A 19,970-nucleotide genomic window follows, 5' to 3' on the forward strand; every position below is an offset into this window, starting at 1 on the left:
CCACGGCCTATTCCACCAGCTCCGGCCACGGCACGATGGTCGACTTCACCGTCTTCATCGCCATGGCGTCCCTTACGGCGCGCGAGACGCCCTCTTCGGTGAACGGATAGATCGTCTGCATCTTCAGCCAGGGATATTTGTCGCGCGTGCGGTAGAGCATGTCGACGCCGAGCGGGAGGTCATTTCCGGTAAAGCCCCAGGAGCCCAGCACATTGAGGTCCTTGGTGCAGATGCGGTGCCAGGACGTCTCGATCGAGCCGGCGTCGGTGAACTGGCCCATCTCGACATAGGTGCCGCCGTCGCGCAGCATCTCGATGCCTTCGGGGCCGGCGGTCGGGTGACCCGAGCAATCCATCACCAGATCAGCGCCGAAACCGCCGACAATCTCGCGGACGCGGGCAATGCGATCCTGCGGCGATTTGATCTCCTCGATGTTCACGGTCGCCTCCGCACCGAACTCGCGCGCGAGCTTGAGGCGCGGCTCTTCCGGCGCGCCGACGCAGATGACGCGTCCCGCGCCCATCTCCTTGGCCGCCGCCACCGCCAGAATGCCGATCGGGCCGGAGCCCTGAATCACCACCGTGTCGGCCCAGGTGAAGCCGCCGGCGCGAGTCGCACGGTTGAAGGCGCGGATGCAGGACGTCAGCGGCTCCGACAATGCACCCAAGCGCAGCGACATGTCGTCGGGCAATTTGTAGATCTTGGTACCGGGCAGCATGTCGAGATCGACATAGACATATTCGGCCCAGCCGCCCCACATGTGCGGCGCCTTGTCGAAGCCGAGATAGCGGCCGTAGTAAACCGGCGTCAGGCATTTGTTGGCGGTCTGCGGGTAATGGATGCAGTAATAGCATTTGCCGCAGGGCATCAGCGGCGGGAGCATCACCTTTGATCCGACCTTGAGCGGCTTGCTCATGAAGTCCTCGGTGAACTCATCGCCGCATTCGACGATGACGCCGCCGATCTCGTGACCAAGCGTGAACGGCCAGGGCAACGGCTTCGGCCAGTGACCTTTCAGGATATGCAGATCGGTGCCGCATACCCCGCATGCGCCGATCTTGATCAGCGCACCCTTGCGACCGACCTTCGGCCACGGCACGGTCTTGATCACGGGCTCTGAGCCGGGGCCTGCGTGGGTGCAGACGCGGATATGGTCCATGGCTGTTTCCTCGCGGCCCTCTTGTTTGTGTTTTGATGATTGCGGGCCTGAGGCGAAGCGTATGTGAGATGCGCGATCGTGCCAAGGTGCGATAGTCCGCAGCCCGCATGGATCCAGTATAATTCCCGAATGACAGACTGGATTCGCGGGACCTGCGCGGCAAACGGAATCGACATCCATTATCTTCGGACCGGCGGCGACAAGCCGCCGTTGCTTGCGCTACATGGATTGACCGGAAGCGGCGCCTGCTGGACGCTCCTGGCTCGCGCGCTCGAAGATCGCTACGACGTCATCATGCCGGACGCGCGGGGGCACGGCGCGTCGAGCGCGCCGCCGCGCGGATACATGTATTGCGACCTCGCCGATGACGTCATCGGTCTCATCAAGGGGCTCAGGCTTGACGCACCGGTCGTGCTCGGCCATTCCATGGGTGGCATGACGGCGGCCGTGGTTGCGAGCGAGATGGGTACGGCGATTCGCGGCTTGATCCTCGCCGATCCAACATTCCTGCCTCCCGAGCGCCAGCGCGAAGTCTATGAGAGCGACGTCGCCGAGCAGCATCGCCGACTCCTCGGCCGGAACAAGGATGAAGTGCTGGCCGAGGCGATGCAGCGGCAACCACACCGGTCGCGCGAGCTGCTCGAACTGATCATCGACGCGAGGCTTCGGACCGCGGTCAGCGCCTTCGAGGTTCTGACGCCGCCGAACCCGGATTATCGCGCGTTGGCCAAAGCCATTGCCGTCCCGAGCCTGCTAGTCATCGGAGACAATGGTGTTGTCTCCGTCGAGACAGCGCGCGAGCTCCAGGACCTCAATCCGCGCCTTCGCCATGAGGTGATCACGAACGCTGGCCATGGGCTGCACTACGACAGGCCGGATGAGTTTGCGGCGGTGGTTAGGACCTTTCTGGAGACGGTGGATACGTCCTACACCCAATTGCCTTGAGCCACCCGCACTGAGCGTGTAATTCCGCAACAGTCCTTTCCTGGTGATCGCTTGAACCTCCACCCTCAAAATCCCGCGGCCGCGTCCGGATCGTTCGCGGCGATGAAGTCCGTGCCGTACCGGCTGCAGTTCATCGCCTATGTGCTGGCGATGATGGCCGACAATATCGAGCATGTGATCAGCTATTGGGTGGTGTTCCAGAAATTCCACTCGCCAACCCTGGGCGGCTTTGCCGTGCTGTCGCACTGGCTGCCGTTCCTCTTGTTCTCGGTCGTGGTCGGCGGGCTCGCCGACCGCTACGATCCGCGCCGCATCATCCAGTGCGGCATGCTGCTGTTCATCGTGGCCTCGGCGGGATGGGGCTTCTTCTTCATCACCGACACGATCCAGATGTGGCACGCGATGCTGCTGCTGGTGATCCACGGCTGCGCCGGCGTACTGTGGCAAACACCGAACCAGTTGCTGCTGTACGACCTCGTGAGTCCGGCCGATTTGCCGAGCGCCGTGCGGCTGAATGCGATGGCGCGCTATCTCGGCATCCTCGTGGGGCCTGCGGTGGGCGGCGTCATCATGCTGACGCTCGGTACATCGCACGGCATCATCTTCAACACGTTGTTCTACCTGCCGATGCTGCTCTGGCTGTTCCGGGCGCCGGCCCGCGACAGCAGTGTCGCGGTGCGGCGTTTCGCCGTGCGCGGCTTCGCCGATATCCTGCTGACCATCCGGGCCATCGGCACGCAGCCGGTGCTGACGGCGATGACGTGGCTTGCCGGCCTCACCTCCTTCATGATCGGCAACGCCTATCATGCGCAGATGCCGGGGTTTGCCGGCGATCTCGGCCATGGCGATCCCGGTGTGTCCTACAGCGTGCTGCTCGCGGCCGACGCCGCCGGTGCGCTGCTCGCCGGCATCGCGCTGGAATCCTGGGGCCGCCTCAAGGGCACGCCGCGCACCGCGATCACGCTGGCAATGCTCTGGAGCGTGGCCCTGCTCGGGTTTGCATCCGTGCGGATCTACCCGGTCGCGATCGTACTGCTGTTCTTTGCCGGCTTCTTCGAGCTGTCGTTCAACACCATGGCGCAGGCACTGGTGCAGCTGAATGCGCCGACCGACATTCGTGGCCGCGTCGTCGGTCTTTATAATATGGCCGGCCTCGGGATGCGGGCGTTCAGTGGCATCACCGTCGGCGTGTTTGGCGCGGCGATCGGGATCCACTGGTCGCTGGGACTGTCGGCCGCTGTGTTGCTGGCACTGCTGTGTCTGCTCTTCGGGCGGGCGACCGGGAAAGCCTAGGGGCGGCTGCCCCGGTTGCCAGTCGAGGGCTGCTGCGGTCCCCGATACCGAGACAGCCGGATACTGCCCGCCCCGATGTGGCTTCTGAAGGCATTGCGCCGGTGCGTATTCGACGCGCGAAATCATAACGCGGCATTAACCCTATGCACCTTAGGGTCGTGCCGGACTCCGCCCGGGCGGGGGGTCGGGTAGTGAAAATGGCGTTGGCGAACAAAAAATTTCTTCCGGCCGCCGAGGAACGTCGGCGTTTCCAGCGGGTGAAGGTGCACCTGCTCGGCCGCTACATGCTGCCGGATCGCCGTGAATTCCCCTGCCAGGTGATCAACATGTCGCCGGGCGGGCTTGCGCTGCTCGCGCCCGGCATCGGCAATGTCGGCGACCGCGTGGTCGCCTATCTCGACCATATCGGCCGGGTCGAGGGCAAAATCACCCGGATCATCGACAACGGCTTTGCCATGACGGTGGGCGCAACGCCGCGCAAGCGCGACAAGCTCGCGGCCCAGCTGACCTGGCTCGCGAACCGCGACATCCTCAATCTGCCGGAGGACCGCCGCCACGACCGTATCGTGCCGCGCAACCCGATCGCGGTGCTGACGCTCGAGGACGGCACCAAGATGACCTGCCGCATCATCGACCTGTCGCTGTCGGGCGCGGCGATTGCCGCGGAGAACCGCCCGCCGCTGAAATCGACGGTTATGCTTGGCCGGGTCCAGGGCCGCGTGGTCCGAAACCTCGAAGACGGCTTCGCACTCGAGTTCCTGCATTCGCAGCCCATCGAAACTCTCGAAGAGAGCGTTACCGCGCGGTAAAGCGAAGGCGCGCCAAAAACCCCTGTTTTCCAGCCCTCAAAGGCGGCCTCCGTGATCCGGACGCCGCCTTTTCCGTGTCCAGCTGCGATTTCGCACGGGTTAACGGGCGGCCCCTTCGCGCGTCCAAACAGCAGTTCCACCAGCGTTTCCGCGTTAATCCCTACAATTTGAATCAATTGCAGTAGTCTCAAATTTTACTCGAATTTTCTTCAAGTATAGATCGAATTCGCTTCGACTTTTACTTGTATTCGTCTCGACTTGACTTGGCCGACTTAGCGGCAACTCAAAAGCTCCGTGCGAAATGTGGTCCCAACAAGAAACGGGGGCCGCAATGTTGGACTTCAGGGGACAGGGGAAGGCACTGGCACTCGCTGCCATGCTGTTCGGAATTGGTGCGGCAGCGCAGGCCGGCGAAGGCCGTCTGCTCTACGCGAGCCTCGGTGACACCGCGCGTGCGCCGATCGGCTGGGTCGAGTTTTGTGCGGAGAATGCCGCTCAGTGTCAGGGCGGGCCGACGCAGCCGCGCGACATCGTGATGTCGCAGACCGCGTGGCGCGATCTGGTCAAGGTCAATCGCTGGGTCAACGAGACGGTCAAGCCTTTGACCGACCAGGACCACTGGGGCGTGATCGAGAAGTGGTCGCTGCCGACGGATGGTTACGGCGACTGTGAAGACTACGTGTTGTTGAAGCGCAAGATGCTGATGGATGCCGGTTGGCCGCGCGAGGCCCTGCTCATCACCGTGGTGCGTGACAAGAAGGGCGAAGGACACGCGGTGCTGACGGTGAAGACCGACAAGGGCGAGTTCGTTCTCGACAATCAGAACGAGAGCGTCGTTGCCTGGACGGAGACCGGCTACCGCTTCGTCAAGCGCCAGTCGCAGGCCGATCCCAACGTCTGGGTTTCGCTGGGCGACACCAAGCCGGCGATCTCCACCGCCAGCGCAAGAGATCAGTAGTTTCAAGAGGACGAGTTACGCGACCCGGTCACATCCCCACCCCTCCCCGTCCCAGACCGGTTCGCGCGCGGCCAGCCATCCCCCAATGGCTGGCCGCAACTTTTTGGGGTTAGCGATCGCGAGAGTCAGGCGCCCAGCACATCCGCGAGCCGCAGCTCGTCGGCAGCGGGATCCTTCAAAAACAGCTCGGCTTCGATCTCGTTCAGATGCGACAGCATTTGCGCGCGTGCGATCTGCTTGTCGCGCTTGCGGATCGCGGTGACGATCTCGGAATGATGATCGGTGCCACAGGCGGGCGTGTCGTGGCGGCGATAGAGCAGAATGATCAACGAGGAGCGCGCGACCAGCTCTTTCAGGAAACCAAGATAGATGCTGTGGCCGCTCATCTCGGCGATGAGACGGTGAAAGTCGCCGGAGAGCCGGACCGACGCGCGCGCATCACCGCGCAACTCGGCCTCTCGCTCCTGGGCAAGATGCTGCTGAAGGCGCGCGATCCACGCAGGCGAGACGGCATCGACTGCGTGATCGACGATGGTGGGCTCGATCAGCCGGCGCGCCTCGAACACTTCGCGGGCATCCGCCGGCGTCGGACGCGCGACGAAGGCGCCGCGGTTCTTCTCGATGTTGACGATGCCCTCATGCGCCAACTGTTGCAGCGCTGTGCGGACCAGCGTGCGGCTCGCGCCATAGATCTCGCCGATCTCGTCCTCGCCGAGTTTTGTGCCCGGCAGCAGGCGGTGTTCGAGGATCGCCGCGGTCACGCCCTCCCTGATCCTGATGACGCGATCGCTCACGTCGGGCGCATCGGATTTTGGGCGGGATTTGGCGGCCATTAGTTCGAAGGCTGGGTTTGAGGGCTCGATCGGCGATCGTTGGTCCTGGATGGTAATCGACGAGCTGTATCCAATCACAGGCGAAACTTTATACAATCCCCGCCCATTTCGTGTGCACATCCTGGCTCATCCGTGCGCCGCACAAATGTGCGTATTCGATCTAACGACATGACTCCGCTGCACAGTTTTCGAATTCGGCAATTCTGGTGCTGTTGGCACGGACCTTGCGGAGAGAGGCAGAGCATCGCCTCTCTCGCGGACACGCCATGGCCACTCCCGCCGCTCTCGAACTGGTTGCCGTCACCAAGCGCTACGACACGACGCTGGCGGTCGACAACGTCAATCTGAAGATCCCGGCTGGCACCTATTGCTGCCTGCTCGGCCCGTCCGGCTGCGGCAAAACCTCGACCTTGCGGATGGTCGCCGGCCACGAGGCGGTCAGCAAGGGCGACATCATCCTGGGCCCACAGAACGTGACCGACCTCGCGCCCGCCAAGCGCGGCACGGCGATGATGTTTCAGTCCTATGCGCTGTTTCCGCATCTCACCGTGCTCGACAATGTCGCGTTTGCCCTGAAAATGCGCGGCATCGACCGCGCCATCAGGCACAGGCGCGCCGGCGAACTTCTGGAGCTGGTGGCGATGAGCCCCTATGCCGCGCGCCTTCCGGCCCAGCTCTCCGGCGGCCAGCAGCAGCGCGTCGCGCTCGCCCGCGCACTGATCACCGAGCCGCAGATCCTGTTGCTCGACGAACCGCTGTCCGCCCTCGATCCGTTCCTGCGGGTGAAAATGCGCGGCGAGCTGAAGCGGCTGCAGCGCGAGCTCGGCATCAGCTTCATCCAGGTCACCCATGGCCAGGAAGAGGCGATGGCGCTGGCCGACCACATCGTGGTGATGAACCAGGGCAGGATCGAGCAGCAGGGCACGGCGCGCGAGATCTTCCACCATCCCCGCACCGAATTCGTGGCGCGCTTCATCGGCGGCCACAACGTCATCAGCGATGCCGGCAGTCTCATCGCCGTGCGCGCCGACCAGCTCGGCATCAAGCCGGTCACTGACGGCGCGTTCGGCGCGCCGGCGCTGCTCACCCAGACCGAGTACCAGGGCGCCTATGTCGCCGTTTCGCTCACGCTCGACGACGGCACCACCCTGTTCTCCCACATTCCCGAAGCCATTTTCGACGTTCACCCGTTCCGTCCGGGCGATCGCGTGCTGGCCACCTGGGATCCCGCCAAGGCGCAACGTCTGCAATAGCGCCGTCACCTTGGAAAATGCGCAACACAGAGGAGTGACTGCAATGACCGAGACGACCAACAAGACCGGCGTCAGCCGTCGCACGCTACTGAAGAGCACCGCGGGTCTCGCCGGCCTCGCCGCCGGCTCCGGCGCCATCACCGGCTTTCCCTATGTGATGTCGGCCGAGCCGAAGGTGCTGCGCTATCTCGGCACCGCCGTGAACGAGGGCGACGACATCTCCAAGCAGTGTCTGAAGGACACCGGCATCAAGATCGAGTACATCACCGCGACCACCGACGACGTCACCAAGCGCGTGATGACCCAGCCGAACTCCTTCGACGTGCTGGACACCGAATATTTCTCGCTGAAGAAGATCGTGCCGTCGGGCAACATCCTTGCCCTCGACGCCAAGAAGATCAAGCAATTCGACAACATCACGCCCGTCTTCACCAAGGGCGAGACGCCCGGCGGCAAGAAGATCGGCGGCCAGGGCACCGCGCCGTGGAAGGTGCTTTATCTCGAGGGCAAGGACTCCAAGAAGTTCGCGACTTCCGCAACCGAATTCGTGACGCTGATCCCGACCGTTTACAACGCCGACACGCTCGGCATCCGTCCTGACATCATCAAGCGCCCGATCAACTCGTGGGCTGAGTTGCTCAACCCCGAGTTCAAGGGCAAGGCCTCGATCCTCAACATCCCCTCGATCGGCATCATGGATGCCGCGATGGTCGTGGAAGCCACCGGCAAGTACAAATATGCCGACAAGGGCAACATGACCAAGGAAGAGATCGATCTCACCATGAAGGTGATGACGGAAGCGAAGAAGGCCGGCCAGTTCCGCGCCTTCTGGAAGGACTTCAACGAAAGCGTCAACCTGATGGCTTCAGGTGAGACCGTCATCCAGTCGATGTGGTCGCCGGCGGTGACGAAGGTGCGCTCGATGGGCATCGCCTGCACCTTCCAGCCGCTCAAGGAAGGCTATCGCTCCTGGGCGTCCGGCTTCTGCGTCTCCAAGGGCGTGTCGGGTCCGAAGCTCGACTGGGCCTACGAGTTCGTCAACTGGTTCCTCTCCGGCTATGCCGGTGCCTATCTCAACCGCCAGGGCTACTACTCGGCCGTGCTCTCGACCGCGAAGGCGAACATGGAGCCCTACGAGTGGGCTTACTGGATGGAAGGCAAGGCGGCCGAGAAGGACATCAAGGCACCCGACGGTTCGCTGCTGGAGAAGGCAGGCTCCGTGCGTGACGGCGGCTCCTACGAGGACCGCATGGGCGGCGTCGCGTGCTGGAACGCCGTGATGGACGAGAACGACTACATGGTCCGCAAGTGGAACGAGTTCATCGCCGCGTGATGGATACGTCGGAAGACATCCTGCAACAGGCATCCGCGGACCTGGTCCGGGGATCGGACACGGCGCGCCCTGCGAAAGCGGCGCGCCTGTCGCCCTCCTTCGTCTCCTGGCTGCAGGCCGGGCCGATGATGCTGGTGTTTCTCGCCTTCTTCCTGATCCCGCTCGTCTTCGTCGTCATCGTCTCGTTCTGGGACTACAACGAATATCAATTGCTGCCGGCGTTCTCGGGCCGCGGTTACACCGACACGTTCGAAGGCTGCATCGCACAGCTCCCGGAGCTCTGCACGATCGCCAAGACCTATGTGAAGACATTGAAGCTGTGCTTCCTGGTCTGGGCCATCACGCTCTTCATCGGTTTCTGGGTCGCCTATTTCCTCGCCTTCCACGTCAAGTCCAAGACCTGGCAGATGGGGCTATCGTTGCTCTGCACGATCCCGTTCTGGACCTCCAACGTCATCCGCATGATCGCCTGGATCCCGCTGCTCGGGCGCAACGGCCTCGTGAACTCCGGCCTGATGAAGACAGGCCTGATCAACCAGCCGGTGGAGTGGCTGCTGTTCTCCGAATTCTCCGTGGTGCTGGCGCTGGTCCACCTCTTCACCTTCTTCATGGTGGTACCGATCTTCAATTCGATGATCCGCATCGACAAGGCGCTGATCGAGGCCGCCTATGACGCCGGCGCCACCGGATTCCAGACGCTCGTCAACGTGATCATTCCGCTGGCCAAGCCCGGCATCGTGATCGGCTCGATCTTCGTCATTACCATCGTGATGGGCGACTTCATCACCATCGGCGTGATGGGAGGGCAGCAGATCGCAGCGGCCGGCAAGATCATCGAGACGCGGGTGAACGCGCTGCAATTCCCGGCGGCCGCCGCCAATGCCGTGATCCTGCTCGTCATCACCTTCCTGATCATCACCATGATGTCGCGCATCGTCGACATCAAGAAGGAGCTGTAGGATGAAGGAAGGACGTCCGCGCAGCTTCTATGTCCTCGCGATCTTCTTCGCAGCCTATGTGCTATTTCTCTACGGTCCGATGATCGCGATCTACGTGCTGTCGTTCCAGGGGCCGCAGGGCGGCCTCACCTTCCCGATGAACGGCGTGTCGACCTATTGGCTCGCAAAGCTGTTCCAGGGCACCGGCATCGTCGATCTCGGCGCGGCCTTCCGCCGCTCGCTGCTGCTCGGAATCATCGTGATGGCCGTCACCGTCGTGCTGTCGGTCGCCGCCGGCATGGCGTTCCGGCGCAAGTTCAAGGCGCAGAGCATCCTGTTCTACTCGGCGATCGCGAGCCTCATCGTGCCCTCGATCATCACCTCGCTCGGGATCTCGCTCGAATTCCGCATTGTCGACGATCTGATCAAGGCGCACTGGAACGAGAATTTCGAAACCTCGATGGGCCTGCTCACCTCCGGGCTCGGCGCGCATCTGACCTGGACCTTGCCGTTCGGTCTTCTGATCATGTTCGCGATCTTCAACCGCTTCGACCCGCGCCTCGAGGAAGCCGCGCGCGATCTCGGTGCGACGCCGTGGCAGGCCTTTCGTCATGTCGTGCTGCCGATCATCCTGCCGTCGGTCATCGGCATCGGCCTGTTCGGCTTCACGCTGTCCTGGGACGAGCTCGCACGCTCCAGCCAGGCGATCGGCGCGGTGAATACGTTGCCGCTCGATCTCCAGGGCCTCACCACGACGGTGACGAACCCGGACATCTACGCGCTCGGCACTATCATCTCCGCGGTGTCATTTGCGGTCATCACGCTGGCGCTCGGCACCATCCACATCCTCAACAAACGGCAGGCGGCCAAAGGCTCGGACGCCGGCAAGGGGCTCGTCTGATGGCGATGCGACTGCACATCGTCAACCCCAACACCACTGCGCCGATGACGGCGAAGATCGCCGCGGCGGCGCGCGCGATCGCACAGCCCGACACAGTGATCGATGCCCGTCAGCCTGCGATGGGGCCGGTCTCGATCGAGGGCTTCTACGACGAGGCCTTCGCCGTTCCCGGCATGCTCGGCTGCATCCGCGAGGCCGACCGCGACGGCGCGGATGCGCACGTCATCGCCTGCTTCGACGACACCGGCCTCGACGCAGCACGTGCCGCAGCGAAGGCGCCGGTGATCGGTATCGGCGAGGCGGGCTTTCACGTCGCGAGCCTGATTGCGGCGCGTTTTGCGGTCGTGACGACGCTCGGTGTCTCCATCGTGCCGATCGAGCATAATCTGCGAAAGTACGGCCTCGTCGAGCGCTGCGCCCGCGTCCGCGCCGCCGAGGTCCCCGTGCTTGCGCTCGAGGAGCGCAACGCAGACGCGGTTGGAAAAATCTCCGCGGAAATCACGGCCGCGATCCGCGACGACCGCGCCGAGACGATCGTGCTCGGCTGCGCCGGCATGGCCGATCTTGCCGCGGAGCTTGCAGCCGCCCACGGCCTGCCCGTGGTCGATGGCATCGCGGCTGCGGTCACACTGGCCGAAGGGCTGGTGCGCCTTGGCCTAACGACCTCGCGGCTCGGCCCCTACGCGACGCCGCGTTCGAAGACCTATTCAGGCCCGTTTGCGCCGTTTCAGCCCTGAGCCCGCAGTCTACGATCTGGCGCCACAATCCCCCGCCGGACGCTTCGCATTGGGTCAATTACGCTTTTTCCACCAGCGGCCACCTTTTTGTCCCATTTGTTGCTGAAATGTAACGCTTTCGGGACGTCCCGGCCGCCATGTTCTCCGTTCTTGTGCTGCCGCTCTTCGCCACTCACCAAGATTAAATTTGGGTTTTGTCAGCGATGATCGATCTCGCAGAGGACACACGGTCCAATCCTCTCCTCCGTCTCGGTGCGCAACCGATCGCGCTGACAGCTGTGGCGCTGCTGCTGCTGATTGCCGGCGTCACCTCGATCGCGATCTGGCGCGCCTATACCGGCGCGGCGCCCGAGACCGACCGCGCGGTCGCATCGCGGCAGCTTCAGGTCCGTGCGGCACAGGCCTCCGAGCAACTCGTCGAGAAGACCAAGGGGCTGGAGGCGACCCAGCAGGAATCGATCGATCAGCTCCAGGTCGTCCAGGACCAGCTTTTGACGATGAAGCGGCTGCTCGCCTCGCAGCAGGCCGACACCAAGCGCCTGTCGGAGCAGGTCGCCAATCTGAACGAATCCATCGACGGGTTGCGGCAATCCTTTGCCAGCGTCCGGTCCACCGAGGCCGATACGCCCTCGGTTACCCCGAAGAAACCTGCGCGTCACCGGCACGCCAGCGCCCGCAAACGCTCTCGCAGCTGATTGGATCCCGGGCCGCCGCCTTTTATTTTCACCACTTGTGAAATGGATCACATTTGCCCGTATGATTCCGCGCCATGCTTGCGCATACCGGATGGCGTGAGCCGATTTCAATATCCGGGGCTGGCAAGGTCGTTGACGGTATACTGCGTCAACGGCCTTGTTTTTAGTGCCGCGGTATTTAGGTGCCTCGATCCAGGCGCCTGCGCGCGTCGCTGCCCCTATTCACAGACCTGGACGCGGCGGACGCGCCAGCCCCACTGCGTCATCACCCGCTGCCGCCTGAGGTAGCACTGCGCGCCGTAGTCCTCGTAGCCGACGCCGTAGTAATCGCCATAATACGGGTAGCCGTAGCCGTACGCGCCGTAATAGCCGGCGCCTGCGATGCCGGCGCCGATGGCGACACCCGGCCAGAAGCCGCCGCCATGCCAACCGTGGCCCCAGCCGCCGTGGCCCCAGCCACCACCGCCATGGCCCCAGCCGCCGCCACCGAAACCGCCCCTCGCCTCCGCGCCCTGCGGAGCCGCCAGGCTCAGCGTCGCGATTGCCAGTGCGGCCATGATCATCTTGCGCAACATCAACTCACCCTCCGCGTGGAAACGCTCCACGCTTCAAAACAGGTGCCACGCTAATGTCATGCGATCATCGATGATAGGCGCAGCGGCTCACTTCCGCGCGAGCATCAGCAGCCGCGGCAGATGCCCTTCATCTTCTTGTCGAGCAGCCGGTTCTCGGCGCTCACCGCGGCATCAGCATCAGGGTTCGTCCCCAAGGCGGCACCGGTGGTGGTGCCAGCCGCCGTATTCGCCCCGGAAGACTGCGCCGTGCCTGCGCTGTTAGTGCCGCGTGCGGGCGCCGGCGCATGAGCGACGCCGCCGGTTGATCCGGTCGCCCCGCCAGTCGTTTGCGCAAACGAGATCGCCGGCGTCGCGGCGAGAGCGAAGATCACGATCAACGTTTTCATTGAACTGCTTGCGGTCCATCTGATCATCGGAAATTCTCCTTGCCCAACAACCGTCGCAGCAAAGACAGGTTCCGGAACAAATTCCCTCACATCAGCTTGAAACTGGGAGGCAGCCACGATCATGCGCAAACTGATCGCGTTCGACGAGGATACGTTCGACAAGCTGAAGCAATTGGGGCGCGACCGGATGGCGACGTTTCAGGAGCTCGCGGATGAAGCCTTTGCCGACCTCCTGAAAAAGCACGGCATCCCCATCGACCTCAGGGACGCCCTGCGCAGGAGCGCGCGACTCGACGGCGTGACGGGCAAGACGACGCCGCGCTCGAAAACCAGAAAGGCAAAAGCACGATGACGGATCGCGATCCCTTTGCAGACGGCGAACGCGCAGCGCGCGAGAACATCCCGGCCGAAGCCAATCCTTACACAGTCGGCAGTGACGAGCACGCGCTGTGGGCCGCCGGCCACGAGAAAGTCGCGAGCTCAATCGAAGCGCGCGAATCCGAGGGAAGCTAGCCGATCCGCTTCAGGCCCTTCTTGAAGCGCGGGCCGTTGGCGACATAGAACCTCGCCGCGCTTCCCATCTTCTGCACCTGGGCATCGTCGAGCGTACGGATGACGCGCGCGGGCGAACCGATGATCAGCGAGCGTTCCGGAAACTCCTTGCCCTCGGTGATGACGGAGCCGGCGCCGACGATGCTGTTGCGGCCGATCTTCGCGCCGTTCATCACGATCGAGCCCATGCCGATCAGCGCGCCCTCTTCGATGGTGCAGCCGTGCAGGATGACGTTGTGGCCGACGGTGCAGTTCTTGCCGATGACCATGGGAAAGCCGAGGTCGGTGTGACAGGTCGAGCCGTCCTGCACATTGGCGCCCTCGCCGATCTCGATCCACTCGTTGTCGCCGCGCAGCACGGCACCGAACCAGACACTCGCGCCCGGCTTCAGGCGTACGCGGCCGATCACGGTCGCGGTCTCCGCGATGAAGTAATTGCCGTCAGAGGGAAGATCGGGCGCCTGCCCGTCGAGCTCGTAGATCGCCATGGAGGTCTCCTGTCGCGTTGACCTCAGGCATAGCGAAACGGCGGCGTGGAAGCAAAGGGCTGTCAAGCAGCCCTGCAAAGGTTCAGGCGAGCACGCCCGCCGCGCGCAGCGTCATCAGGAAGAAGGTGCCGCTCATCATGCTCCAGAAGCCGGCGATCACGGTCGCCATCATCACGAACTCGACGCGGCGGCTTTCCAGCCGCATGCCGCGCAGTGTGTTGCGCATGATGATGAAGGGCGCGGCGAACACCAGGAACGGGATCGCAGCGAAGGTGCGAGGGGCGACGCCTTCCTGCAACAGCCCGAAACCTGCTTGCCGCTGCGACAGCGCCTGGTAGCCGTTCGAAAGCGCGCCCGCGAGCGCAAAACCGATGCAGATCGAGAAGAAAGTATTGAGAGCTTCAGGTGTCATCGGAAGGTCCGCCCATACGCAACGCGAGGTACTTCCTGTGACAAATAGCGCCGGTTAACGCTACATTATCCTTAAGCGAAGGTTAACGACGCCGCCCGGCGCGCGCAGGGCTCCCTGCCGTTCCCGGTGGCCGGGAACCCTCCGCGAATTCGCCGCCCCGTGGCATATTCGCCGGTGATTCGTCGGCCACCGGCCGACCCCCGGGCTCATTCGCGCGACGTCATGACGGTGTTTTCGGCAACTTCTCCTCGGTCTTCCAAGACAGGTGCAAGGACGAGCGCAAGGGCGCGCTCGCATCTCGTCCCGTTTGCGCTCACCGGCGTCGTCGCGGCGGGCGCGATCGCGCTGGTTGCCTATCTGCTGTGGCCGACCTGGAGCACGAGCGGCGTCGATACGCCGGACAAGCTGCCGGTCAGCGTCGGCGGCACGCTGTTCAACCTGCCGGTACAGGCGATCCGGATGAAGATCCAGCGGCACTCCGGTCCGCAGGAGCGCATCGATCTCGATTTCCTCTATCCCTCGCTGCAAGCGCCGAACGGGCCGCGGCACGTGACCGCCGACACCGTGGACACGGCGATGCAGCCGATCGACCGCATCTTCCTGTCGATCGCGGCGCATCACGACGCACTCTCACCGGAGCAGCGAACGACGACGATCTATCCGCGCTATCTCGACCAGGCTGCGACGGCACCGGACGACGGATTGACGATGCGCCCGTTCCGCAGCGACACGCCCTATGGCAGCGAGGATCTGTATTCCGCGAGTTTCCCCGCCCTCGCCGCGCGCTGCACGCGCGATGCCGCCACGCCCGGCATGTGCCTGTCCGAACGCCGCGTCGGCGCCGCAGACCTCACCTTCCGCTTTCCGCGCAGCTGGCTGTCGCAATGGCGCGACGTCGCGAACGCGATGGACAGGCTGACGGCGCAGCTGCGCGGGCCGAAGGGCTGAGCACGAGGCCTCCGCGATAAAAAGTCGAAAACAACCCCATGCACCGTAGCCGGCGTCGGCCACGAGTTCGCATTTACCGAATTTCGGCTTGCCCCGTCGGGCAAAACAGCGGCATGATGTCATCATGCGGGCGATCGACTTGAATGATGCGCCGGCAGGGAACGTGATTGATGTCACAGACGTCGAATTGCATTTGGCCATTCTGCGAATAATCTGACGTTTTGCATTCGGGGGCTGGAATGCGGCTTCGGCTGTTTGTTTTACTGGTTCTTGCGACCTGGCTTTCGACCTGGCTGGAGACCGGCTCTGCACTCGCCGCGGAGAAGCGCGTCGCGCTCGTCATGGGCAACTCGGCCTACAAGAACGTGGGGCGGCTGGCGAACCCCGCGAACGATGCCGCGCTGGTCGGCGAGATGTTCAGGAAGGCAGGCTTTGACTCGGTCGACATCAAGCTCAACCTGAGCGTCGCCGAGATGCGCAAGGCCCTGCGCGATTTTGGCGGCAAGGCGCGCGAGGCCGACGTCGCGGTGGTCTTATGCCGGTCACGGCATTGAGCTCGACGGGACCAACTATCTAATCCCCACTGACGCGACGCTCGAGACCGACAGCGACGTCCTCGACGAAACGCTGCCGCTGGATCGGGCCCTGTTCGCGGTCGAGCCGGCCAGGCAATTGCGCCTCGTCATCCTGGATGCCTGCCGCGACAACCCGTTCGCCAAGACGATGAAGCGCACGATCGCCGCCCGCGCCATCGGCCGCGGCCTCGCCAAGGTCGAGCCGACCAGCCCGAATACGATGATCGCCTTCGCCGCCAAGGCGGGATCGACAGCATCGGATGGCGACTCCAAGAATAGCCCATTCGCCACCGCCCTTGTCGAGCGCCTGCCCACCCCGGGGCTCGACCTGGGCAAGGCGTTTCGATTCGTGCGCGACGACGTTCTCAAGACCACCGGCTACAAGCAGGAGCCGTATGTGTACGGCTCGCTGGGCGGCGACGACGTCTCGCTGGTACCTGCCAAGCCGGCGGCAGCGCCGGGCCCGCAAGCCAATCCACAGGACGCCGTACGCCGTGACTACGAACTGGCGCTTCAGCTCGGTACGCGTGACGGCTGGACTGCCTTCCTCAACAGCTTTCCCAGCGGTTTCTATGCCGATCTTGCCAAGGGCCAGCTGAAGAAGATCGCTGCAGAAGAAACCCGCGCTGCTGCTGCGGAAAAGGCCAGGCAAGCCGAGGATGAGAAGGCCCGCCTGGCATCCGATCGCGCCAAGAAGGTCGAACAGGAGAAAGCGGCGGCCGCCGCCAAGGCCGCTGAGGACGCCCGAATCGCGGCGGAGAGGGCCAAGCAAATCGAGGACGCCAAAACGGCCGCCGCGGAGCAGCGCAGGAAGGATGCCGAGGCCGCCGCGGCGAAGGCGTCGGCCGAGAAACAGTCTTCCGAGAACGAGCAGAAGGTGGCGACCCTAAGTCCCGCGCCCGTGCAACCGAGCCTGTCTCCGCAGGAAACAGCGAAGCTGGTTCAGTCCGAACTGCGCCGCGTCGGCTGTCTGGCGGACGCTGCCGATGGCGACTGGACTGCGTCATCACAGCGCTCACTGACCCTGTTCAACAAGTATGCGGGGACGAAGCTCGACGCCAGGCTCGCGAGCTTCGACGCGCTCGACGCCATCAAGGCCAAGCCGGGCCGGGTCTGCCCGCTGGTGTGCGACCGTGGCTTCAAGGCCGATGGCGACGCTTGCGTCAAGATCGCGTGCCGCGCGGGCTATCGCGTCAATGACGACAATGAATGCGAAAAGGTCCAGGACAAGAAGCCGGTTGCGACCCGCGAGGATGCCAAGAAGCGAGACGCGGAGCGCAAGCAAACCGAAGCTGCCCCCGCGAAGCCGTCTGCATCGGGTCAAATGATTTGCAACAACGCGGGCTGTCGGCCGGTGAGGCCCGGCTGTCGAATTACAACCCAGAAGTATGGCTCCGCAGTCTCCATGGTAGGAGGCGGACAAATGGAAGTGTGCGATTGAGCGGCGACCGAGGTGCAATCGCCGCCTTGCGTGCAAGCCGAATGGGTCGATGCGAAGTGCATCACAGTCGCCGACACCACCGCGGCTGCGAATTTTCGCAGAGAAACAGAGATTGAGGCCGCGGGCCGCTCAGATGTCCGCCTCACCCGGTGCGCCCCATCGATAGTCCGGCACATCAAGCTTGTCGGCGAGGTCCCGGCCGACGGCAAGTCTTGCCGCGCCCGGCCATGAGAAGGCCCTGACAACCTGGTTTCGAAACCACAGACCATACGAGGTCCTCGGCGCGAACGCGGCGGCGAAGCGTTCCGCTCCGCGTTGCTTGGCGTCGATATAGCTGCGAAGGCGCGCTTCGTAGGCGCCGAATGCGTCCCGGTAGCGCCCGTCAGCACGGGCGAGCTCCCCCGCAAGCACATAGGCAGAGATCATGGCCAGGGCCGAGCCCTGCCCGGCCACCAGCGACACACAAAACGCCGCATCGCCAATCAGGGCGATACGGCCTCGCGACCAGCAGTCCATTTTGATCTGGCTGACGCGGTCGAAATAGAGATCGTCGCAGTGCTCGAGCGCGTGACCGATCTGCGGCCACTCCCATCGCGCGTCGCGATAGATGTCGCGCAGCGTTGCCTTCTGATCAGCAAGCGTCGCGGGCGACCGATTGGCGTCGTCGGCGAAGATGAAAACGAGCAGCGTTCGATCACCATGCAGGGCAAAGCGCCCGATCATGCGGCCCGGGCGGGTGTACATGAGATATGTATTCTCGTCGCGCTTGTCGTAACCGTGCACCTCGAACGCAGCGACGCCGTAGCCGAGATGCCGTTCGACAGCCTGTTGCGGCCCGAAAGCAAGACGCCGCACCTGCGAATGCAGGCCATCGGCCCCGATCACGAGATCGAAGCGGCGCTCGCCACCGCGGAGAAAACGAACCCCGACCTCGTCGGCCCGCTCCTCCAGCGCAACGATCTCATCATCGAAAATGACCTCGGTGGAGGCGCTGATCTTCTCGTACAGCAGGTGTGACAGATCGCTCCGCGCCAGCGTGATGAAACGTCCGCCCGTGAGCTCGTCGAACACCTGTGTGCCGAAACCGGCAGCCCGCCGACCGTCATCATCGACGATCCGCACCTCGCGCACATGATAACCGGCGCGATCGATCGCCGGCAGCAGCCCCATGCGCTCGGCAATGTCGTAACCCAGTCCCCAGAAGTCGATGACATAGCCGCCGCGACGAAGCGCGGGCGCGCGCTCGACCAGCGTCGGCACGTAGCCGGCACGCTTCAGCCAATAAGCCAGGGTCGGCCCTGCGATCCCCGCCCCGGAGATCAGCACTGTTTTCATGACGAGGATATAGGGAGAGCGGCGATCGATTGCACCGCCGCCTCAACTCCAGATGATGACGAGGTAAGTTCCGCGCCAGGTCACCGGCCGGCATTATTCCTGGTCGACGAGATCGTCCTCAAGGATCGCCATCTGGAACTGGAATGAGCGATCATCATCCTCGTCGTCGACGAACAGCACGCCGATGAATTCTTCGCCGATATAGACCTCGGCGGAATCATCCTTCTTCGGCCGCGGCACGACGCGGATCTTGGGATTGCCGAACACGCGCTTCAAATACGCGTCGAGCTTTCTGACTTCTTTGACGTCCACGGCAAGTCTCCGATCAAAATTGGTCGGCGGGTTTTAGGACGAGATGCGACGAACCGCCAGCATGAATTGCCAAAGAATTTGGGGACGAAAAGGGCCGGAAGAACAGGCCCTTCTTGCAGAACTCAAAGACCCATTGCGTTGATCATCTGGTCCATGGTGCGCGACGGCTCCGCGCAGCCGGCCTCGCCGACGATCTTGGCCGGCACGCCGGCGACCGTGACATTGTGCGGTACGGGCTTGACCACGACCGAGCCGGCCGCGATGCGGGCGCAATGGCCGATCTCGATATTGCCGAGAATCTTGGCGCCGGCGCCGATCAGCACACCGTGACGAATCTTCGGATGACGGTCCTCGTTCTCCTTGCCGGTACCGCCGAGCGTGACGCCGTGCAGGATCGAAACGTCGTCCTCGATCACAGCCGTCTCTCCGCAGACGAAGCCGGTGGCGTGGTCGAGGAAGATGCCGCGGCCGATGCGCGCGGCGGGATTGATGTCGGTCTGGAACACTGCAGACGCACGGCTCTGGAGGTAATACGCAAAATCCTTGCGACCCTTCAGATAGAGCCAGTGCGAGAGGCGATGGGTCTGGATCGCGTGAAAGCCCTTGAAGTAGAGCAACGGATCGATGAAGCGCGACGTCGCGGGATCACGGTCGTAGACGGCGACGAGATCGGCGCGGAAGGCATTGCCCAGATCGGGATCGTCGCGCAGCGCTTCGTCATAGGTCTGGCGCACCAGATCGCCCGACAGCGCGGAGTGATCGAGCCGGTCGGCGACGCGGTGGATCACCGCATCTTCGAGGCGGCTGTGATGCAGCACCGTCGAATAGATGAAGGTCGCAAGCTCGGGCTCGCGATGGACAATGTCCTCCGCCTCGCCGCGGATCCGGTCCCAGATCGGATCGAGCGTTGCGAGCTTTCCGCCCGGATTGACCTGATGCACTGCCATGGGATCTGCTTTCGAATGGGCTGGTTTTGTTGGCTCTATAGCACAGTGTAGGCGACAAAGTCCTGACGGGCTTGCCTGAGAGTGAACAGTGCGTTGTCCCGCGAAAGCATGCCAACGCGTTGAAACACAACAGGTTCTTATGGCG

The 19,970-nt window shown here is 63.5% G+C and carries 22 protein-coding genes and 1 pseudogene; 14 read left to right on the forward strand and 9 right to left on the reverse strand.

What is annotated here, in order from left to right; genetic code table 11:
• Positions 1–7: 7 nt before the first annotated feature.
• Positions 8–1,159 carry a zinc-binding dehydrogenase gene (locus tag JQ631_RS27075; RefSeq protein ID WP_212331848.1) on the reverse strand — a complete coding sequence of 384 codons (1,152 nt, stop codon included), beginning with the start codon at positions 1,157–1,159 and terminating at the stop codon, positions 8–10.
• A 129-nt stretch (positions 1,160–1,288) separates the two neighbouring features.
• Between JQ631_RS27075 and JQ631_RS27080 the strand changes: the two genes are divergently transcribed.
• The 4 genes from JQ631_RS27080 to JQ631_RS27095 all read left to right on the forward strand — a co-directional run bounded on the left by JQ631_RS27080 (position 1,289) and on the right by JQ631_RS27095 (position 5,164).
• Entirely contained in the window at positions 1,289–2,104 is an 816-nt protein-coding gene (locus tag JQ631_RS27080) for an alpha/beta fold hydrolase (RefSeq protein WP_212331850.1), read from the forward strand.
• 51 nt (positions 2,105–2,155) lie between these two features.
• Positions 2,156–3,397 carry an MFS transporter gene (locus JQ631_RS27085; RefSeq protein ID WP_283841824.1) on the forward strand — a complete coding sequence of 414 codons (1,242 nt, stop codon included), beginning with the start codon at positions 2,156–2,158 and terminating at the stop codon, positions 3,395–3,397.
• A gap of 197 nt (positions 3,398–3,594) precedes the next feature.
• Complete coding sequence (locus tag JQ631_RS27090) at positions 3,595–4,206, forward strand: PilZ domain-containing protein (protein ID WP_212331855.1); 612 nt, start codon at positions 3,595–3,597, stop codon at positions 4,204–4,206.
• A gap of 331 nt (positions 4,207–4,537) precedes the next feature.
• Positions 4,538–5,164: a transglutaminase-like cysteine peptidase gene (locus tag JQ631_RS27095; protein WP_212331857.1), complete on the forward strand. Its 627-nt coding sequence runs from the start codon at positions 4,538–4,540 to the stop codon at positions 5,162–5,164.
• A 125-nt stretch (positions 5,165–5,289) separates the two neighbouring features.
• On the opposite strand, the gene JQ631_RS27100 is transcribed toward JQ631_RS27095, so the two are convergent.
• Complete coding sequence (locus JQ631_RS27100) at positions 5,290–5,997, reverse strand: GntR family transcriptional regulator (RefSeq protein WP_212331860.1); 708 nt, start codon at positions 5,995–5,997, stop codon at positions 5,290–5,292.
• Positions 5,998–6,263: 266 nt separating this feature from the next.
• Between JQ631_RS27100 and JQ631_RS27105 the strand changes: the two genes are divergently transcribed.
• The 6 genes from JQ631_RS27105 (at position 6,264) to JQ631_RS27130 (ending at position 11,854) form a co-directional block, all read left to right on the forward strand.
• Complete coding sequence (locus JQ631_RS27105; RefSeq protein WP_212331863.1) at positions 6,264–7,250, forward strand: ABC transporter ATP-binding protein; 987 nt, start codon at positions 6,264–6,266, stop codon at positions 7,248–7,250.
• A gap of 43 nt (positions 7,251–7,293) precedes the next feature.
• Entirely contained in the window at positions 7,294–8,583 is a 1,290-nt protein-coding gene (locus tag JQ631_RS27110) for an ABC transporter substrate-binding protein (RefSeq protein ID WP_212331866.1), read from the forward strand.
• Positions 8,583–9,542: an ABC transporter permease gene (locus JQ631_RS27115; RefSeq protein WP_212332402.1), complete on the forward strand. Its 960-nt coding sequence runs from the start codon at positions 8,583–8,585 to the stop codon at positions 9,540–9,542. Before JQ631_RS27110 ends, JQ631_RS27115 begins: the two co-directional genes overlap by 1 nt.
• Before the next feature lies 1 nt (position 9,543).
• A complete protein-coding gene (locus JQ631_RS27120) occupies positions 9,544–10,422 on the forward strand; it encodes an ABC transporter permease (protein WP_212331869.1) in 879 nt (292 codons plus the stop codon).
• A 5-nt stretch (positions 10,423–10,427) separates the two neighbouring features.
• Positions 10,428–11,159, forward strand: coding sequence for an aspartate/glutamate racemase family protein (locus JQ631_RS27125; protein WP_212332412.1), 732 nt, complete (start codon positions 10,428–10,430; stop codon positions 11,157–11,159).
• A gap of 203 nt (positions 11,160–11,362) precedes the next feature.
• Entirely contained in the window at positions 11,363–11,854 is a 492-nt protein-coding gene (locus tag JQ631_RS27130) for a hypothetical protein (protein ID WP_212331872.1), read from the forward strand.
• Positions 11,855–12,072: 218 nt separating this feature from the next.
• Here JQ631_RS27130 and JQ631_RS27135 read toward each other — a convergent pair whose 3' ends face one another.
• Together JQ631_RS27135 and JQ631_RS27140 are read right to left on the reverse strand one after the other, a co-directional pair.
• Entirely contained in the window at positions 12,073–12,429 is a 357-nt protein-coding gene (locus tag JQ631_RS27135) for a hypothetical protein (protein ID WP_212331875.1), read from the reverse strand.
• 104 nt (positions 12,430–12,533) lie between these two features.
• Positions 12,534–12,938, reverse strand: coding sequence for a hypothetical protein (locus tag JQ631_RS27140; RefSeq protein WP_433995530.1), 405 nt, complete (start codon positions 12,936–12,938; stop codon positions 12,534–12,536).
• On the opposite strand from JQ631_RS27140, the gene JQ631_RS27145 reads away from it, so the two are divergent.
• Together JQ631_RS27145 and JQ631_RS27150 are read left to right on the forward strand one after the other, a co-directional pair.
• Positions 12,937–13,167, forward strand: coding sequence for a hypothetical protein (locus JQ631_RS27145; RefSeq protein ID WP_212331878.1), 231 nt, complete (start codon positions 12,937–12,939; stop codon positions 13,165–13,167). The two genes, JQ631_RS27140 and JQ631_RS27145, sit on opposite strands and share 2 nt — an antisense overlap.
• The gene (locus JQ631_RS27150; protein WP_212331880.1) at positions 13,164–13,328 is read left to right on the forward strand and encodes a hypothetical protein; all 165 of its coding nucleotides are present in this window, start codon (positions 13,164–13,166) and stop codon (positions 13,326–13,328) included. Before JQ631_RS27145 ends, JQ631_RS27150 begins: the two co-directional genes overlap by 4 nt.
• Here the strand turns inward: JQ631_RS27150 and JQ631_RS27155 are convergent.
• Together JQ631_RS27155 and JQ631_RS27160 are read right to left on the reverse strand one after the other, a co-directional pair.
• Complete coding sequence (locus JQ631_RS27155) at positions 13,325–13,855, reverse strand: gamma carbonic anhydrase family protein (protein WP_027536203.1); 531 nt, start codon at positions 13,853–13,855, stop codon at positions 13,325–13,327. The genes JQ631_RS27150 and JQ631_RS27155 overlap by 4 nt on opposite strands.
• A gap of 82 nt (positions 13,856–13,937) precedes the next feature.
• Entirely contained in the window at positions 13,938–14,267 is a 330-nt protein-coding gene (locus JQ631_RS27160; protein WP_212331882.1) for a DUF6949 family protein, read from the reverse strand.
• Positions 14,268–14,489: 222 nt separating this feature from the next.
• Between JQ631_RS27160 and JQ631_RS27165 the strand changes: the two genes are divergently transcribed.
• Entirely contained in the window at positions 14,490–15,215 is a 726-nt protein-coding gene (locus JQ631_RS27165; protein ID WP_212331883.1) for a hypothetical protein, read from the forward strand.
• Between the two features lie 239 nt (positions 15,216–15,454).
• Positions 15,455–17,231, forward strand: a pseudogene (locus JQ631_RS27170) (caspase family protein).
• A gap of 129 nt (positions 17,232–17,360) precedes the next feature.
• Here JQ631_RS27170 and JQ631_RS27175 read toward each other — a convergent pair.
• From JQ631_RS27175 to cysE, 3 genes are all read right to left on the reverse strand, one after another.
• Positions 17,361–18,566 (reverse strand): FAD-binding domain, encoded by a 1,206-nt coding sequence (locus JQ631_RS27175; protein WP_212331885.1) that lies wholly within the window; start codon positions 18,564–18,566, stop codon positions 17,361–17,363.
• A gap of 93 nt (positions 18,567–18,659) precedes the next feature.
• Positions 18,660–18,878 (reverse strand): DUF3126 family protein, encoded by a 219-nt coding sequence (locus tag JQ631_RS27180; protein WP_007602550.1) that lies wholly within the window; start codon positions 18,876–18,878, stop codon positions 18,660–18,662.
• A gap of 122 nt (positions 18,879–19,000) precedes the next feature.
• Positions 19,001–19,825 (reverse strand): serine O-acetyltransferase, encoded by an 825-nt coding sequence (gene cysE, locus JQ631_RS27185; RefSeq protein WP_212331887.1) that lies wholly within the window; start codon positions 19,823–19,825, stop codon positions 19,001–19,003.
• Between the last annotated feature and the right edge of the window lie 145 nt (positions 19,826–19,970).

It is taken from the genome of Bradyrhizobium manausense (assembly GCF_018131105.1).
Classification (GTDB): domain Bacteria; phylum Pseudomonadota; class Alphaproteobacteria; order Rhizobiales; family Xanthobacteraceae; genus Bradyrhizobium; species Bradyrhizobium manausense_B.

Bases quoted from the DNA above. Each gene is read 5' to 3' on its own strand.
- JQ631_RS27075 (WP_212331848.1), bottom strand. From the start codon at position 1,159: ATGGACCATATCCGCGTCTGCACCCACGCAGGCCCCGGCTCAGAGCCC.
- JQ631_RS27080 (WP_212331850.1), top strand. From the start codon at position 1,289: ATGACAGACTGGATTCGCGGGACCTGCGCGGCAAACGGAATCGACATC.
- JQ631_RS27090 (WP_212331855.1), top strand. From the start codon at position 3,595: ATGGCGTTGGCGAACAAAAAATTTCTTCCGGCCGCCGAGGAACGTCGG.
- JQ631_RS27095 (WP_212331857.1), top strand. From the start codon at position 4,538: ATGTTGGACTTCAGGGGACAGGGGAAGGCACTGGCACTCGCTGCCATG.
- JQ631_RS27100 (WP_212331860.1), bottom strand. From the start codon at position 5,997: ATGGCCGCCAAATCCCGCCCAAAATCCGATGCGCCCGACGTGAGCGAT.
- JQ631_RS27105 (WP_212331863.1), top strand. From the start codon at position 6,264: ATGGCCACTCCCGCCGCTCTCGAACTGGTTGCCGTCACCAAGCGCTAC.
- JQ631_RS27110 (WP_212331866.1), top strand. From the start codon at position 7,294: ATGACCGAGACGACCAACAAGACCGGCGTCAGCCGTCGCACGCTACTG.
- JQ631_RS27115 (WP_212332402.1), top strand. From the start codon at position 8,583: ATGGATACGTCGGAAGACATCCTGCAACAGGCATCCGCGGACCTGGTC.
- JQ631_RS27120 (WP_212331869.1), top strand. From the start codon at position 9,544: ATGAAGGAAGGACGTCCGCGCAGCTTCTATGTCCTCGCGATCTTCTTC.
- JQ631_RS27125 (WP_212332412.1), top strand. From the start codon at position 10,428: ATGCGACTGCACATCGTCAACCCCAACACCACTGCGCCGATGACGGCG.
- JQ631_RS27130 (WP_212331872.1), top strand. From the start codon at position 11,363: ATGATCGATCTCGCAGAGGACACACGGTCCAATCCTCTCCTCCGTCTC.
- JQ631_RS27135 (WP_212331875.1), bottom strand. From the start codon at position 12,429: ATGTTGCGCAAGATGATCATGGCCGCACTGGCAATCGCGACGCTGAGC.
- JQ631_RS27145 (WP_212331878.1), top strand. From the start codon at position 12,937: ATGCGCAAACTGATCGCGTTCGACGAGGATACGTTCGACAAGCTGAAG.
- JQ631_RS27140 (WP_433995530.1), bottom strand. From the start codon at position 12,938: ATGATCGTGGCTGCCTCCCAGTTTCAAGCTGATGTGAGGGAATTTGTT.
- JQ631_RS27150 (WP_212331880.1), top strand. From the start codon at position 13,164: ATGACGGATCGCGATCCCTTTGCAGACGGCGAACGCGCAGCGCGCGAG.
- JQ631_RS27155 (WP_027536203.1), bottom strand. From the start codon at position 13,855: ATGGCGATCTACGAGCTCGACGGGCAGGCGCCCGATCTTCCCTCTGAC.
- JQ631_RS27160 (WP_212331882.1), bottom strand. From the start codon at position 14,267: ATGACACCTGAAGCTCTCAATACTTTCTTCTCGATCTGCATCGGTTTT.
- JQ631_RS27165 (WP_212331883.1), top strand. From the start codon at position 14,490: ATGACGGTGTTTTCGGCAACTTCTCCTCGGTCTTCCAAGACAGGTGCA.
- JQ631_RS27175 (WP_212331885.1), bottom strand. From the start codon at position 18,566: ATGAAAACAGTGCTGATCTCCGGGGCGGGGATCGCAGGGCCGACCCTG.
- cysE (WP_212331887.1), bottom strand. From the start codon at position 19,825: ATGGCAGTGCATCAGGTCAATCCGGGCGGAAAGCTCGCAACGCTCGAT.